We start from the raw sequence: 13,827 nt of genomic DNA, 5'->3' as shown, positions 1-13,827 counted from the left end.
GTTAACTACCTTTTTTAAGATTTTTTTCATTTTTAGGCAAAGAAAAAACAGTAAGCCTATTTTAATTTACTGTTTCTCAAATTGTTATATTCAATTAGACAAACTGGGATTTGTCAGTCTTATTTGGCTTTCTTTGATTTCTTTTCGGGCAGTTCCGCATACATGCCTCCCAATAATTCTACAATCAAATCAGTATCTTCAAATTTATCAAATACATACATCAATGTCTTTGAACCATCATAAGGATATCGCAGTTCTGAGTCTGCAAGAAGTCGATCCGATGTTGGCGTTCTCTTCAAAAACAGTTCATTATTGCAAATATCACCTATCAGCTTACCATTAAAATATACAAGGTATCCGCCCATCATAAATTTTATGACAATATCACCGGATTCAGAAAAACTATCGCACACATATTCATTAAATTCATTCACCTTGATTGCCTCCATCAAATTCTAATTTGTTTCACTCAATATTTTTAATGTTATACCATATTTTCAATTGGTTTTACAGATCTAATTCTTGTTTTTTTACCTGTGTTACTATTCCTGGATTGTTTTTTATTAAGTTTGTTAATTACGCAAACTGGTATTTGTTAATTTGTAAATCTTAACAAATACCCATTGGGATCTTGTATCAAAAACTCTATTTGCATTTCTTCTATTCCATTAACTTGATATATGTTTCTAGTTAGTTCTCTGTATAATTCTATGTTCAAATTAGTCACTAATTGATAAAACTCCTCAATATCATCGACAGCTATTGAAAAATTTATTCCTCTTCCTAAAGGATATTCTAACTCACCTATATTCCAGCCATGATCGTGAATTTGTTCGAACATAAACTGACTATCTTGAAAAGACATGAAAACAAATTTATCTTCAGCACGTTCATATTCAATTTTAAATCCTAATTCACTATAAAATTTTTTAGTCCGATCAATATCAAAAACTGATAATTCAGGAATCATCCTATTAAAATCCACATTCCCTCCCCGACAAATTCAAATTTGTTTATTAATATTGATTACCATTATAGCATTTTTTAGGTGTTTTTTCTATTGCTATACTTCCAACTCACTCGCTACTATTTCCCTTAGAATGTATTACTTTAAATAGCTTATCTTGAAATATTTCTTTGCTATTTTTGTCAAAATATAGTCCGGTTACAAAGGTCTTTTCATTTATCTTTTGACTATCCTCCTTAATGTCTATATATCATTCCTTTGCAGTTAATAGTATGAGTAAGCATTGATGTCTTCTTATTGATTTTGTAGTATAATAGAAATATCTTAAACTAGAAAGTTGGGTTCCTATGGCAATTACTCATAAAAAGCAAGATGATTTAGAAAAAATGTTGGAAAACTTTGCAACCTTACCAACAGCAACAAAGCCTTCTCCTCCTGATGCAGAAAAGAAAAAGGAAGATAAGCAAACTGACAAAAAATAAAGATCATCTTTACGGTGGTCTTTTTTGATGAACATTCTATTTTTAAACACTGATGAAAAAAAAAATAAATGTTATAATGAATACTACTTATCTCACGATAACTTGTTTGTTATCCCAACAATAAGGAGATGATTTAGTTCATGTCGATTTTCAATCAATTACCAAGTAGCGTTTTGCAGTGGTTCGCAATCTTTTTATCCATCATTATTGAGGCTCTCCCTTTTGTTTTTTTAGGGAGTATTTTAGCTGGGGCGATTGAAGTTTATCTAACGCCTGATATGGTAACGAGATACCTTCCAAAAAACAAGTGGCTGCGGATTTTCTTTGGCACTGTTATTGGTTTTGTCTTTCCTTCCTGTGAGTGTGGGATAGTGCCCATTGTCAATCGCTTCATTGAAAAAAGGGTTCCTAGTTACACCGCCATTCCTTTTTTAGCGACGGCTCCAATCATTAACCCTATCGTCTTATTTGCAACTTACTCAGCTTTTGGCAATTCTTTTCGCTTCTTATTTTTAAGACTTATTGGTGCAATGATTGTTGCTACCTGTTTGGGCATTATGTTAGGCTTTGTGGTTGACAGTAACATTCAAAAACCTGATCGAAAAAATACTCATTTCCACGACTATTCGGATAAAAACTGGCATCAAAAACTCTTTTATGCGCTGGCACATGCCGTAGATGAATTTTTCGATGTTGGTCGCTATCTGATTTTTGGAAGTCTTGTGGCAGCAGGTATGCAAATCTATGTCCCAACACGCATTTTAACGTCTATTGGACATAATCAATTAACTGCTATTTTAATCATGATGTTACTTGCTTTCATTTTATCGCTTTGTAGTGAAGCAGATGCCTTTATTGGTGCTTCTTTATTATCAACTTTTGGAATGGCACCCGTCATGGCTTTTCTTCTGATTGGTCCGATGATTGACATTAAAAATCTGCTCATGATGGTTAATTCATTCAAAAAATGTTTTATCGTTCAGTTTATCACAACTTCTAGTGTGGTGGTTATTCTCTATTGTTTATTATTGGGGGTGATATGATGTTTAGATTCTTAATTTTAGTTGGTTATTTTGAATTAGGGATGTATTTGCAATTGTCTGGTAAGTTGGACCAATACATCAACATCCATTATTCCTATCTTGCATACATTTCAATGGTTTTATCACTAATTCTTGCCATTGTGCAATTGATTATCTGGATGAAACAACTTGAAATGCCTAGTCATCTAAGGACTAAGTCGGCAAAATTAGCTAGTGTTTTTATCTTGCTATTTCCGATTGCAGTTGGGCTTTTAGTACCGACAGCCACTCTTGATTCCACAACCGTCTCAGCAAAAGGCTATCACTTCCCACTTGCCAGTGGCTCCTCCCCAACAGGCGAGAGCAGTGATGGCACGCGTGTTCAATACTTAAAACCGGATACCAGTCTTTATTTCACTAAAGCTTCTTATAATAACGAAATGAAAAAAGCACTTAACAAGTATAAGGGCTCAAAACCTTTAAAAATCACAAGTGACAATTATATGGAAGTCATGGAACTGATTTATCTTTTCCCTGATGAATTTGTTGGTCGTGAGATTAACTATCTAGGTTTTGTCTATAATGACCCAAAAACAGAAAATTATCAATTCCTTTTTCGCTTTGGCATTATACACTGTATCGCAGATTCGGGTGTCTATGGTCTACTAACCAAGGGGGAAAATATTGATTTAGAAGACAATAACTGGGTTAGTGTAAAGGGAAAACTAAATCTCGAATACAATCAAAATCTTGACCAAACCTTGCCAGTACTTTCTATTGAAAACATTCAATCCGTACAAGAACCTGATAATCCTTATGTTTATCGTGTGTTTTAATCGAATGAAAAATCTCAGAGATTAACTCTCTGAGATTTTTTAGATAAGTCCTTCTAATAACCCTTGCATAAAGTTTTCCGAATTAAATTCACCAATATCATCAATTTTTTCACCAAAACCAATTAATTTTACTGGAATATCAAGCTCTTCACGAATAGCAAGAACCACACCACCTTTTGCGGTGCCATCTAACTTGGTAAGAACAATTCCGGTAACAGGCGTGATTTTTGAAAATTCTTTCGCTTGAACAAGAGCATTTTGACCAGTTGATGCATCAAGTGCTAACAAGGTTTCATGTGGTGCTTCTGGAATAACTCGTTTAATAATACGACCTATTTTTTCTAATTCTGCCATCAGATTGTCTTTATTTTGCAGACGTCCAGCGGTATCAATTAATAAAATATCAACACCTTCTTTAACTGCCTTTTCAACCCCATCAAAAACCACACTAGCTGGATCAGCTTTTTCGACTCCAGTGACAACCGGTACTTCGACTCTTTTACCCCATTCAACTAATTGAGCAACAGCACCTGCTCTAAAAGTATCAGCAGCCACTAACATGACTTTTTTGCCTTCTTGTTGGTATTTATAGGCTAATTTACCGATGGAGGTCGTTTTTCCAACACCATTAACACCGACAAACAACATCACAGTTAAGTCTTTTTGAAGATTTAATTTTTCATTAAATTGACCATCTTTCTCATAGATAGTGACTAATTTTTCAATGATGACTTGTTTTAGATCTTCAGGTTTCTTGGCATTTTCAAGTTTTGCTTCATAGCGTAGTTCTTCAGTTAGGTTTGAAGCAACTAAAACACCGACATCTGATAAGATTAACATCTCTTCTAATTCTTCAAAAAAGTCTTCATCAATACTTCTAAAATTAGCTAAAAAGGCATTCAATCTAGCCCCAAAACCTGTACGGGTTTTTTTAAGTGTCCTATGGTATTTTTCCTCATCAGATTCTAGAGAATTCTCTGGTTCAGCTTTAGGTTCTTGTGTTTCATAGGAGTTAGAACTTTCCTCAAAGATTGGTTTGACTTCATCTTTTTCAGATACTTCTGGTGTTGGCTCGTTTACCAAAGTTGCTAAAGTGTCTTCTTGAGGATTTTCAACCAAGATATCATCACTTATTGGAGTATCTGATACTACCTGTTCTTCCTCTTTAACATCATCTTTAGAATCTAACGCATTTTCCTTGTCAGTTTGGCCCTCATTTGAAACAAGTTCTTCACTGACATCCTCTTTTTTATTTCTACCAAATAGGCGGTCAAATAATCCCATCTTTTTCCTCTCTTAGTATGTATTTTTCAATGGCTTCTGCCACTCCTGATTCATCATTTGTGCGACTTGTCAGTCTAGTTATTTCTTTTTTAACAGTCTCTGAAGCATTTTTCATGGCCACTGGAAATCCTACCCACCTTAACATGGAAAGATCATTTTCTTCATCTCCGATAGCCATCATTTCTTCTCTTTTTATGCCTAGATGCTCTCCCAAAATAGCAAGAGCACTGCCTTTGTCAACACCTTTTGGCATCATTTCAAGTAAGATATCTCTTGATTTAAAAATTTCAAATGCTTCATGAAATTGCTTGGGAATTTTAGGAAGTTGTTGGTCTAAGTAATCAGCATCAAAAACACTGACAACCTTATTATAAACAATATCATGTGGAAGTTCATCGAGTGTCTTAATATTATGAAAATCTAACAGGACATTAGCAGATGGATAAAGTGAATGATGGTTACCTGCTGCTAGCGTATAACTTTTTGAATCACTTAGAATATCAACTGGAAGTCCTAAAGACAATAACATCTCAGTAATCCTTTCCACTTCTTTTCTACTCAATGTTTTTTGAAAGAGACTATCCCCATTATTTTTTTGAATGAGGCCTCCATTAAAAGTGATGCTATAGTCTTCTTGACTTTTTAAATCCAAGAATTCTAAAAGATTTCCGATAGCTTTTAAGGGACGACCTGTTGTAATGACAACCTTTACACCTTTATTTTTAGCTTGAGTAATGGCGATTTTGTTTAAAAAAGGCACTTCTTTTTGACTATTAAATAAGGTGCCATCCAAATCTAAAGCTAACAATTTAATCTGAGTCATAAAACTCCCTTCTTTCATCATCGCTTACCCTTTATTCTATCAAATTTTAATCAATTTTTGGGAAATAGATGATATTTCTTTTAAATTAAATGTTTCTTTTAGAAAATGGTATAATAAAAACATCAGAACGTGAGGAATAGCTAATGAAAAAAATACTCTTAGTACTGTCAATGACTTTTACTTTGCTTACACTAGTTGGCTGTCAGGCCACTAATCAAGAAAAAGAAAAAACAACGACAGTCACAACAACCACTCAAACCACCAGTGATAATGAAGATGACACTAAACAAGCTGGAATGTCTTTAAAAGCCATTGAAAAAGGGGACTATACTAGTGTTACCGGGACCTGGCAAAACGAACTAGGAGACACACTTGTTTTTGACCAAGAGGGTTTAGTTTCTGAAAGCCTTACTATTCAGGGGAGCTTTTTAAGAGATAGTAATCTCGAACTAAATATTGTTCCTGATGGCAATAATGATGAGGCCTACTCATTAATTCTTGTCCCTTCTGGTACTGTTATTCCGAACTCTAGTTTTGTTTCTGGTGATAGTGATACTTCAGATGGCCAAAGAGACCGAATGGTCGCCACCAAAGCACAACTAGAAGGTGGGAGTCATTTTGAACACAGTGTTTTTTATAAAATTTCTAATTAAAAGTGTTAGGCACTCTGGCCTAACACTTTTTAACTTTCTTTTTTGATGATTTTTCTAAAATGGTCTATCTGATGTACAACATGCTTATATGCATTATCATCGTGAAAATAACTTTTTTGCCAATCCTTTGGTTCAAAGAAAAACCATTCTTTTTTAAGGTTGAGCGGTGCCTTAAAGCGTGGGAAAAAAGTCTTTCTCACCTGAGGATCGTGAATTGATACTGGGTTAATATCTAATTCTTTATGTCTTTTAAAGTTTCCATTGGCATAATTAAAACTCGCTGTATTAATAATGCCATTTTCTGATTGTCTTTCACTATCCACTAGATTAACAAAACGACCTTTTTTATCAATGATAAACTCTGTGTGAAAATGGATAAGGACTTTAAAATTCGCAGTTATTTCTCGATCGGGGTAAATTTTTTTCCCATCTTTAAGATAATACTTATTATGTAATCTTGCCGATTCATTCAAAGTGTAATCATAGTCTAATGGCAACCATGATTGCTCTTTTTTATCCTTTAAAAAGACTGCCAAAGCCTCTTGGTCGGTCATTTTATCAGTTTTGATATGGTCTCTAATCCACTGGGCTTGTTGGCCTGATATGAGATACCTGAGTTGATGGATTTTTCTAGCTAAAGCCGTTTTTTGGCGTAGTTCGTTTTCTGGGAAAGCTGTTGCAACCGTATGAGCTAGACTTTTCCAAAATGGATGATCTGGACTTAAAAGTGGTGAGAATTGTTCAAATAAAGCTCTCACACTTTCACTATCAGTTTTGATATCATCTTCTACCATGCCAATATGATTTAATAAGGTCTCTAAACAAGTCGTTTTATCAGAAGAGTGCTTGAGTGTTTGTTGCCATAAGGACATAAATGCTTTTGAACCTACCCGAACATCTAAAAAGTCTTGACCATCTTCTTTCATTTTTAGAACTAGCGTTTTAGACCAACCGTCTTTAACTAATTGTTCTTCTAACTTAGTAAAAAATTGACCTGGCACTTTCTTCTCCTTTTATTTTTTATCAATCGTCTACTATCTATTAAATATCATTATCATTTTTTTGGCAAATGATTATCCAAAAAAGTCTGGGATAAAAGTCCCAGACCCTATTTTTTCTTAATCAACACGAGAATAGTTGGCAATATCTGCTTGGATATTAGCTACAAATGTTGCCACTTCTTCTGTGTGCGTTTCTTTACTGCCATAACGACGCACATTAACAAGATTTGCTTCTACTTCTTTATCACCTACAATTAATTGGTAAGGAATTTTTTGTGTTTGGCTTTGACGAATCTTGTATTGCATTTTTTCATTACGTTCATCAACAACAACACGCACACCTTTTTCTTTTAATTGATTAGCGACTTGCCAAGCATAGTCAGTGTGAGCATCATTTGATACTGGAATAACAGTCACTTGAGTAGGTGCCAACCAAGTTGGAAAGGCTCCCTTATAGGTTTCAATAAGGTAGGCAGTGAAACGCTCCATGGTTGATACCACACCTCTATGAATCATAACAGGACGGTGAGCTTCGCCATCAGCGCCTGTGTAGGCCAAATCAAAACGCTCTGGCAACAAGAAGTCTAATTGGATGGTCGATAAGGTTTCATCATTACCCAACGCTGTTTTTACTTGAATATCAAGTTTAGGGCCATAAAAGGCAGCTTCCCCTTCAGCTTCATAGTAGTCAAGCGCTAAGTCATCCATCGCTGCTTTTAGCATGGTTTGGGCTTTTTCCCACATCTCATCATTGTCAAAATATTTTTCCTTGTCATTAGGGTCACGGTAAGATAATCTAAAGCTGTAGTCAGTTAGGTTAAAATCACGATACACATCAATGATTAGTTGCAAGGTTTTCTTAAATTCTTCTTGAATTTGTTCTGGCGCCACAAAGATATGACCATCATTAAGTGTCATTTCACGAACACGTTGTAAGCCTGATAAGGCCCCAGATTTTTCATAGCGGTGCATCATGCCAAGCTCAGCAATTCTAATTGGCAATTCACGGTAAGAATGGACATGGTTACGATAAACTTGGATATGATGTGGACAGTTCATCGGACGAAGCACTAATTGTTCTCCTTCACCAATATCCATTGGTGGGAACATGTCTTCATGGTAGTGATCCCAGTGACCTGATGTTTTATAAAACTCGACATTGGCCATGACTGGTGTATAGACATGTTGATACCCTGAGGCTATTTCTTTATCAGTAATATAACGCTCAATCGTACGGCGAATAGTGGCACCATCAGGTAGCCAAAATGGCAGACCTTGACCCACTTCTGGATCAACCATAAATAGGTCTAGCTCCTTACCTAGTTTACGATGATCTCTTTCTTTAGCTTCTTCACGCATTTTAAGGTAAGCTTTTAAATCTTTTTTATCAAACCAAGCTGTCCCGTAAATTCTTTGCATCATCGCATTATCACTATTACCACGCCAGTAAGCACCAGCGACATTTAATAATTGGAAAACTTGAATACGACCAGTTGAAGGAACATGAGGACCACGGCACAAATCAACATATTCTCCTTGAGTATAGATGGTTAGACCACCTTCATCTTCTGAATGTTCCTCAATCAATTCTAATTTATAAGGGTCATTTTTAAAAATCTCACGCGCTTCATCCTTAGACACTTCTTGGCGAATACTTGGGAAATTTTCCTTAACGATTTTTCGCATTTCAGCTTCAATGGCTTCCAAATCTTCATTAGAGATTTGTCTTTCGTCGTTATCAGTGTCATAGTAAAAACCATCTTGGATAGCTGGTCCAACACCCAATTTAATCTCAGGGAAAAGACGACGCGCGGCTTGAGCAAATAAGTGAGCTGCTGAGTGACGTAAAACATCAAGAGCATCTTCATGATCTGGTGTCACAATTTCAATGCTACCATCTTCCTCTATTTTTCTTGTCGTATCGATCAATTTACCATTAAACTTACCAGCTAATGCTTTTTTAGCCAATGAATTGCTAATGGATTGAGCAATCTCAAAAGTAGTTACACCTGATTCAAATTGACGGACAGCGCCATCAGGAAAAGTAATATTAATCATCTGATTCTCCTTAAATATTAGTGATGAAATAGATTTTACTCAAACAAAAAGCGACATCCAAAAGGACGTCGCAACGTGGTTCCACCTTAGTTCATGTAGAAAACTCTACACCTCTAATTGGCTATATCGTAGCCACCGTTTTATGTTTTCATAAAATGATATAGAGTAGTATCCTATCTCTTTTCCTACGCTTTTTCCAGCACCAAGCGCTCTCTAGAAAGAAATGATGAGATAAAACGTGTCTCTATGTGACATTATAGCATGATTTTTAAATATTTCAAGCCCTCTAATCTAAAAAATCTCTAATACGATTAACAATCGTTTTTGGAGTTTTAACGACTTTAACGGATGTTTTTGCCGTTAATTTAATCGCTTTAACTGGTAAGGACATCGTATTTTTAACTAGTTTGATAGAGGTATCTGCTTTACTACCTTCTACCGATAGAGATAATTTTTCTCTAACCTCCATCTTTTTAGCGATAATCACATCAAGATAAAAAGTATACACAGCCTTCCCAAACTCCTCTGCTGAAATTTCACATAGTTTATCTTTCAGACGATTAGGATTCATCTCAGGAGTATCAACAACAGCATCTAAAATAGCATCCGCTAAATCAGTTTCTCGATAATAAAGAGTTCCAAACATTTTATCGTTGATTAAATCATCAAGGTAAGGATTACCATGAGCGATAACTGGCTTACCACTAGCTAAACTTTCGATATAGGTTAAGCCTTGTGTTTCACTGGTTGAGGCACTGATAAAAAAGTCACACGATTTATAATAAATAACCGTTTCTTCGTGGTTAATCATACCAGTAAAAATAACATGGTTGTCAATTCCTAGCTGAGATGTCAGTTCTTTCAAATTATCCAAGTAAGGACCATCACCCACAATAACTAATTTAATCTTATTGTTTTCAGCTAGAACAAGGGGCATCTGAGAAACAATAGCTTGAATGTTTTTCTCATATGAAACACGCGATAAGCTAAGCAGCATTGTTTCATCTGGTAAAATCCCTAGTTTTTCACGCAATTCAGAAATAGATTGTCTAGAAACCTCTCTATTGACAAATTGATCTAATTTAATGCCTGTTGGAATAATTTGTTTAGGGCTTTTAATCTCATAGCCTTGTAAAATATTATAGACAATCCGAGTTGGACAAATAACACCATCAAGATCATTGAGATAACCACGTACTATATATTTAACCATACTGGGTCTTATCACTTTTCCCTTTGCAATATAGCCGACGTAATCTTCATACTGTGTATGATAAGTATGAACAACAGGGATTCTTAGAGCTTTTCCAACCATTTTCCCTAATAACCCCATACCAAACTCTGTTTGCGTATGAATGAGTTCTATTCCATAATTTTTGGCTATTTTGTAAGCAGCAAATAGACCTCGATAAACAATTCGACGATCCGTAAAAGAAACAAAGGGAATACTTGGCAAACGGATAATAGTTGGGTCCTCAAAACGCTTCACATTTTTATCTGTTGTTGTAAAAATATAAACATCATGTCCTAGTTTTTCTAACTCAGTTTTAAGAGTATGAATACTTGTTGCAACACCTGACACTTGAGGAAAGTAGGTGTCTGTAAAAAGACCTATTCTCATTGTTATAATGCCATCACTTTCTCATAAATTGATACAAGTCTTTGGCCTATTTTCTCAATACTTCTTGTTTCAGCCACCTTATATCCTTGTGTTTCTTTATGGCTTTTGCCATCCAAGACTTTTTGAATCGCTTGGACAAACCCTTTGACATCTATCGCAAATTCTACCTCGTTATCAGTTAACCACCCTTGATAGACTGGAATATCACGAAGTATCGTTTGTTGTTTACTGGCTAAAGCCTCTAGAACAACAATCCCTTCTGTTTCTTCTTTACTTGGGAAAAAGAAAGCATCACTTCCTGTCATTGCCCCTTCAAAAACATCTCCTTTGATATAGCCAGCAAAAGTTACATTTTTAGGATGGTTTTTAGTGACTATTTTTCTAACTGAGTGGGGAATCACCCACTTATTCGTTTCACCAAACCAAATAAAATGAACATCAGAAAGCTCTTCAGCCACTTTGACAAAATCTTCTATCCCTTTTCGCTTAAAATAAAGACCCGCACACATAACCACCTTGTCATTTGGTTGGATATTAAAATAGTCTCTAAAAGCTACTTCTTTTTGAGGGTTTTTGCCATATCTTTTTAAGTCTATTCCATTTGAGCATACAAAAATAGGTGTTTTTATGCCATAGTTCTCAATTAATTTTTTGGAATATTCAGTAGGAGTGATGATAGCATCTGCTTTCTTATAAAATTGACAAAGATACCATCTAAACAAAGGACTAATCAGATTGGAAAAAATAAAAGAATTTCTAAAGTCTTCTTCGGTTGAATGCCCATGCATAATGACTTTTTTGCCTTGTTTTTGAGCTTTTTTCATCAACTGCCAGCTTTTGTAGCCATAAGTATTCATGTGGATCAAATCATAAGAGTCATTGATATCAGTTGTATAGGATTGATTAACCGTTGCTAAAGCTTTTTGCTGATGCTTAATGGCTCTACCAATACCTGATTTTTTCAGGTAATTTTCTGCCTCTAAATACAATAATACTTTCATAGTCCTATTATAGCTTATTTCATTTTATTTTTCATCCTGCAACCAATCGCAGAAACGCTTTCAAAATATTTTTTTATCACAAAAAGGATTATAATCCTTTTTCTAATACCATTTTTGTTGATATAATAACATTAAATAAAGAATTTTAATAGGAGAGTTTTGATGAAAATAAATTTATCTGGTGTCATGGAAACCATGCTCATCACCTTAGATGTCAGAGCAAGAGACTATTTTTCTAATCGTTCTATATTAAACGATAAAAAATCAGCGGAAATGGTTGAAAAAATTGATTATGATTTTTCAAAACTTGATAATAATATGACAAATTATTATGGCATTCTGTCACGAGCAAAAGTCATGGATAATGAAATTCGTCAATTCATAAAAAAATATCCTACCTGCCATATTGTTTCCATTGGTTCTGGTTTAGACACTCGTTTTGATCGATTAGATAATGGTCAAATCCATTGGTACGACCTTGATTATCCTGATGTTATTGCAATTCGCAAACAGTTTTTTGAAGAAAATAATCGTGTTACCTTTATTGCAAAATCAGCCACTGATCCTAGCTGGGTGAAAGAGATTAAAACTAACGGTGAGAAATTATTGATTATCTCTGAAGGTGTCATCATGTACTTCAAGCCAGAGGAAGTTAAGTCTTTTTTAAACCTTTTAACTGATCATTTTGAACAGTTTGAGTTGCATCTTGACTGTACACCAAAATCAGTTGTTAAAAAAGCGCATATGAACAAGGCTGTTAAAAAAACAAATGCTCAATATTTCTTTGGAATCACAAATGGTAAAGAAATAACAGAACTTAATCCCAAACTAAAACAAATTGGTTATATCAATTTCACTGAAGAATTTAAAAAGTGGGTACCTGGCATCAAAAAACTACTGATTCCTATTATTTACCTGTTTAATAATCGTTTAGCTATGTATACTTACAACAAAGAACAATAATAAAAAAGCTTCACTGGTAAAACTAGTTACCAGCGAAGCTTTTTATTTTTATTTTGTTGTTTGGCGTTTTTTAATCCCATGATTAAGAATAATTTCTTTTTCTTCAAGATCTTCTTTATTCATGATTTTTGTTAGCATTCTCATACTAACTGCTCCTAAATCATAAATTGGTTGACTAATTGAACTCATGTTTGGACGAGTGTATTTCGTAATCGGAGAGTCATTACTTGTAATAATTTCAAAATCCTCAGGAACATTTTTGCCTGCTTCAAACAATCCATTTAAAAGACCAGCAGCTAATTCATCATCTGCAACATAAGCAGCCGTTGCTCCTGATGTTATAATTCGTTTAGCCAGTTGGAAACCATCTTCATAACTATATTTTGTCTCAAAAACAAGGCCTTCTTTATAAGGAATGTTATTCTTTTTCAAGCTATCCTTGTATCCTTTTAAACGAATCTTACCATTAATGTCATCAACCAGTGGTCCTGATATAAAAGCAATCTCTTTATGGTTTTCAGCTAAGATGTCTGTTACTTCTTGAACAGCTTTACGATAATCAATATTAACGCTTGGTAATTGATGTTCTAAATCAACCGTACCTGCAAGAACTATCGGTGTTCTGGTTCTTGAAAATTCAGCGCGGATTTTTTCTGTTAGGTGATGCCCCATGAAAATAATTCCATCGACTTGTTTTGAAAAAAGTGTGTTAACAACACTAATTTCTTTATCATCATCTTCATCACTAGAGGTTAAAACAATATTGTACTTGTACATTGTTGCAATATCATCAATCCCTTTAGCCAAAATCGAAAAATAGCTGTTTGAAATATTAGGAATAACGACTCCAACAGTTGTTGTTTTTTTACTGGCCAATCCACGTGCGACAGCATTGGGACGATAATCTAGACGTTCTATAACTTCTAGGACCTTTTTTCTAGTATTTTCTTTTACATTTTTATTCCCATTTACAACACGGCTCACAGTTGCCATTGAAACACCAGCTTCACGGGCAACATCATATATCGTGATAGTATCATCAGTATTCATTCACAGTACTTCCTTTCTTTTTGAAAATGACGCTTTCATAGACATTTTAGCATTATTTGAAAACAC

At 34.7% G+C, this 13,827-nt stretch carries 15 protein-coding genes; 5 read left to right on the top strand and 10 right to left on the bottom strand.

Features of this window, described 5'->3' with window-relative positions:
• Nucleotides 1-119: 119 nt before the first annotated feature.
• The 3 genes from JHK62_RS00585 to JHK62_RS07965 all read right to left on the bottom strand — a co-directional run bounded on the left by JHK62_RS00585 (nucleotide 120) and on the right by JHK62_RS07965 (nucleotide 1,187).
• Nucleotides 120-434: a TfoX/Sxy family protein gene (locus tag JHK62_RS00585; RefSeq protein ID WP_199574746.1), complete on the bottom strand. Its 315-nt coding sequence runs from the start codon at nucleotides 432-434 to the stop codon at nucleotides 120-122.
• A gap of 161 nt (nucleotides 435-595) precedes the next feature.
• Nucleotides 596-985: a VOC family protein gene (locus tag JHK62_RS00580; RefSeq protein ID WP_199574745.1), complete on the bottom strand. Its 390-nt coding sequence runs from the start codon at nucleotides 983-985 to the stop codon at nucleotides 596-598.
• A 91-nt stretch (nucleotides 986-1,076) separates the two neighbouring features.
• On the bottom strand, nucleotides 1,077-1,187 hold the full coding sequence (locus JHK62_RS07965) for a hypothetical protein (protein ID WP_425507440.1): 111 nt from the start codon (nucleotides 1,185-1,187) through the stop codon (nucleotides 1,077-1,079).
• A gap of 127 nt (nucleotides 1,188-1,314) precedes the next feature.
• Between JHK62_RS07965 and JHK62_RS00570 the strand changes: the two genes are divergently transcribed.
• The 3 genes from JHK62_RS00570 to JHK62_RS00560 all read left to right on the top strand — a co-directional run bounded on the left by JHK62_RS00570 (nucleotide 1,315) and on the right by JHK62_RS00560 (nucleotide 3,307).
• The gene (locus tag JHK62_RS00570) at nucleotides 1,315-1,449 is read left to right on the top strand and encodes an SPJ_0845 family protein (RefSeq protein ID WP_199574744.1); all 135 of its coding nucleotides are present in this window, start codon (nucleotides 1,315-1,317) and stop codon (nucleotides 1,447-1,449) included.
• 140 nt (nucleotides 1,450-1,589) lie between these two features.
• The gene (locus JHK62_RS00565) at nucleotides 1,590-2,492 is read left to right on the top strand and encodes a permease (protein WP_199574743.1); all 903 of its coding nucleotides are present in this window, start codon (nucleotides 1,590-1,592) and stop codon (nucleotides 2,490-2,492) included.
• Nucleotides 2,492-3,307 carry a TIGR03943 family putative permease subunit gene (locus tag JHK62_RS00560; RefSeq protein ID WP_199575226.1) on the top strand — a complete coding sequence of 272 codons (816 nt, stop codon included), beginning with the start codon at nucleotides 2,492-2,494 and terminating at the stop codon, nucleotides 3,305-3,307. Before JHK62_RS00565 ends, JHK62_RS00560 begins: the two co-directional genes overlap by 1 nt.
• A 39-nt stretch (nucleotides 3,308-3,346) precedes the next feature.
• On the opposite strand, the gene ftsY is transcribed toward JHK62_RS00560, so the two are convergent.
• Entirely contained in the window at nucleotides 3,347-4,591 is a 1,245-nt protein-coding gene (gene ftsY, locus JHK62_RS00555; RefSeq protein ID WP_199574742.1) for a signal recognition particle-docking protein FtsY, read from the bottom strand.
• Nucleotides 4,578-5,414, bottom strand: coding sequence for a Cof-type HAD-IIB family hydrolase (locus JHK62_RS00550; protein ID WP_199574741.1), 837 nt, complete (start codon nucleotides 5,412-5,414; stop codon nucleotides 4,578-4,580). The genes ftsY and JHK62_RS00550 overlap by 14 nt, the downstream gene beginning before the upstream one ends.
• A 143-nt stretch (nucleotides 5,415-5,557) precedes the next feature.
• Between JHK62_RS00550 and JHK62_RS00545 the strand changes: the two genes are divergently transcribed.
• A complete protein-coding gene (locus tag JHK62_RS00545) occupies nucleotides 5,558-6,067 on the top strand; it encodes a DUF6287 domain-containing protein (protein ID WP_199574740.1) in 510 nt (169 codons plus the stop codon).
• Between the two features lie 29 nt (nucleotides 6,068-6,096).
• Here JHK62_RS00545 and JHK62_RS00540 read toward each other — a convergent pair whose 3' ends face one another.
• The 4 genes from JHK62_RS00540 to JHK62_RS00525 form a co-directional block, all read right to left on the bottom strand.
• Nucleotides 6,097-7,068 carry a DUF3114 domain-containing protein gene (locus JHK62_RS00540; RefSeq protein WP_199574739.1) on the bottom strand — a complete coding sequence of 324 codons (972 nt, stop codon included), beginning with the start codon at nucleotides 7,066-7,068 and terminating at the stop codon, nucleotides 6,097-6,099.
• A gap of 117 nt (nucleotides 7,069-7,185) precedes the next feature.
• On the bottom strand, nucleotides 7,186-9,126 hold the full coding sequence (thrS, locus tag JHK62_RS00535) for a threonine--tRNA ligase (protein WP_199574738.1): 1,941 nt from the start codon (nucleotides 9,124-9,126) through the stop codon (nucleotides 7,186-7,188).
• 286 nt (nucleotides 9,127-9,412) lie between these two features.
• Nucleotides 9,413-10,747 (bottom strand): glycosyltransferase family 4 protein, encoded by a 1,335-nt coding sequence (locus JHK62_RS00530; protein WP_199574737.1) that lies wholly within the window; start codon nucleotides 10,745-10,747, stop codon nucleotides 9,413-9,415.
• A gap of 2 nt (nucleotides 10,748-10,749) precedes the next feature.
• A complete protein-coding gene (locus tag JHK62_RS00525) occupies nucleotides 10,750-11,748 on the bottom strand; it encodes an LTA glycolipid anchor biosynthesis glycosyltransferase, IagA/BgsA family (protein WP_199574736.1) in 999 nt (332 codons plus the stop codon).
• A 162-nt stretch (nucleotides 11,749-11,910) separates the two neighbouring features.
• On the opposite strand from JHK62_RS00525, the gene JHK62_RS00520 reads away from it, so the two are divergent.
• Nucleotides 11,911-12,711, top strand: a complete 801-nt coding sequence (locus JHK62_RS00520; protein ID WP_199574735.1) for a class I SAM-dependent methyltransferase — start codon at nucleotides 11,911-11,913, stop codon at nucleotides 12,709-12,711.
• Nucleotides 12,712-12,759: 48 nt separating this feature from the next.
• Here JHK62_RS00520 and ccpA read toward each other — a convergent pair whose 3' ends face one another.
• Nucleotides 12,760-13,761 carry a catabolite control protein A gene (gene ccpA / locus JHK62_RS00515; RefSeq protein ID WP_199574734.1) on the bottom strand — a complete coding sequence of 334 codons (1,002 nt, stop codon included), beginning with the start codon at nucleotides 13,759-13,761 and terminating at the stop codon, nucleotides 12,760-12,762.
• Nucleotides 13,762-13,827 lie beyond the last annotated feature (66 nt).

It is taken from the genome of Streptococcus pacificus (assembly GCF_016481305.1).
Taxonomy (GTDB): Bacteria; Bacillota; Bacilli; order Lactobacillales; family Streptococcaceae; genus Streptococcus; species Streptococcus pacificus.
The sequence above is the reverse complement of the archived record's forward strand: the minus strand, read 5'-3'. Positions and strand labels throughout refer to the sequence as shown.

Coding starts and splice junctions, on each gene's coding strand:
- JHK62_RS00570 (WP_199574744.1), top strand. CDS start 1,315: ATGGCAATTACTCATAAAAAGCAAGATGATTTAGAAAAAATGTTGGAA.
- JHK62_RS00565 (WP_199574743.1), top strand. CDS start 1,590: ATGTCGATTTTCAATCAATTACCAAGTAGCGTTTTGCAGTGGTTCGCA.
- JHK62_RS00560 (WP_199575226.1), top strand. CDS start 2,492: ATGTTTAGATTCTTAATTTTAGTTGGTTATTTTGAATTAGGGATGTAT.
- ftsY (WP_199574742.1), bottom strand. CDS start 4,591: ATGGGATTATTTGACCGCCTATTTGGTAGAAATAAAAAAGAGGATGTC.
- JHK62_RS00550 (WP_199574741.1), bottom strand. CDS start 5,414: ATGACTCAGATTAAATTGTTAGCTTTAGATTTGGATGGCACCTTATTT.
- JHK62_RS00545 (WP_199574740.1), top strand. CDS start 5,558: ATGAAAAAAATACTCTTAGTACTGTCAATGACTTTTACTTTGCTTACA.
- thrS (WP_199574738.1), bottom strand. CDS start 9,126: ATGATTAATATTACTTTTCCTGATGGCGCTGTCCGTCAATTTGAATCA.
- JHK62_RS00530 (WP_199574737.1), bottom strand. CDS start 10,747: ATGAGAATAGGTCTTTTTACAGACACCTACTTTCCTCAAGTGTCAGGT.
- JHK62_RS00525 (WP_199574736.1), bottom strand. CDS start 11,748: ATGAAAGTATTATTGTATTTAGAGGCAGAAAATTACCTGAAAAAATCA.
- JHK62_RS00520 (WP_199574735.1), top strand. CDS start 11,911: ATGAAAATAAATTTATCTGGTGTCATGGAAACCATGCTCATCACCTTA.
- ccpA (WP_199574734.1), bottom strand. CDS start 13,761: ATGAATACTGATGATACTATCACGATATATGATGTTGCCCGTGAAGCT.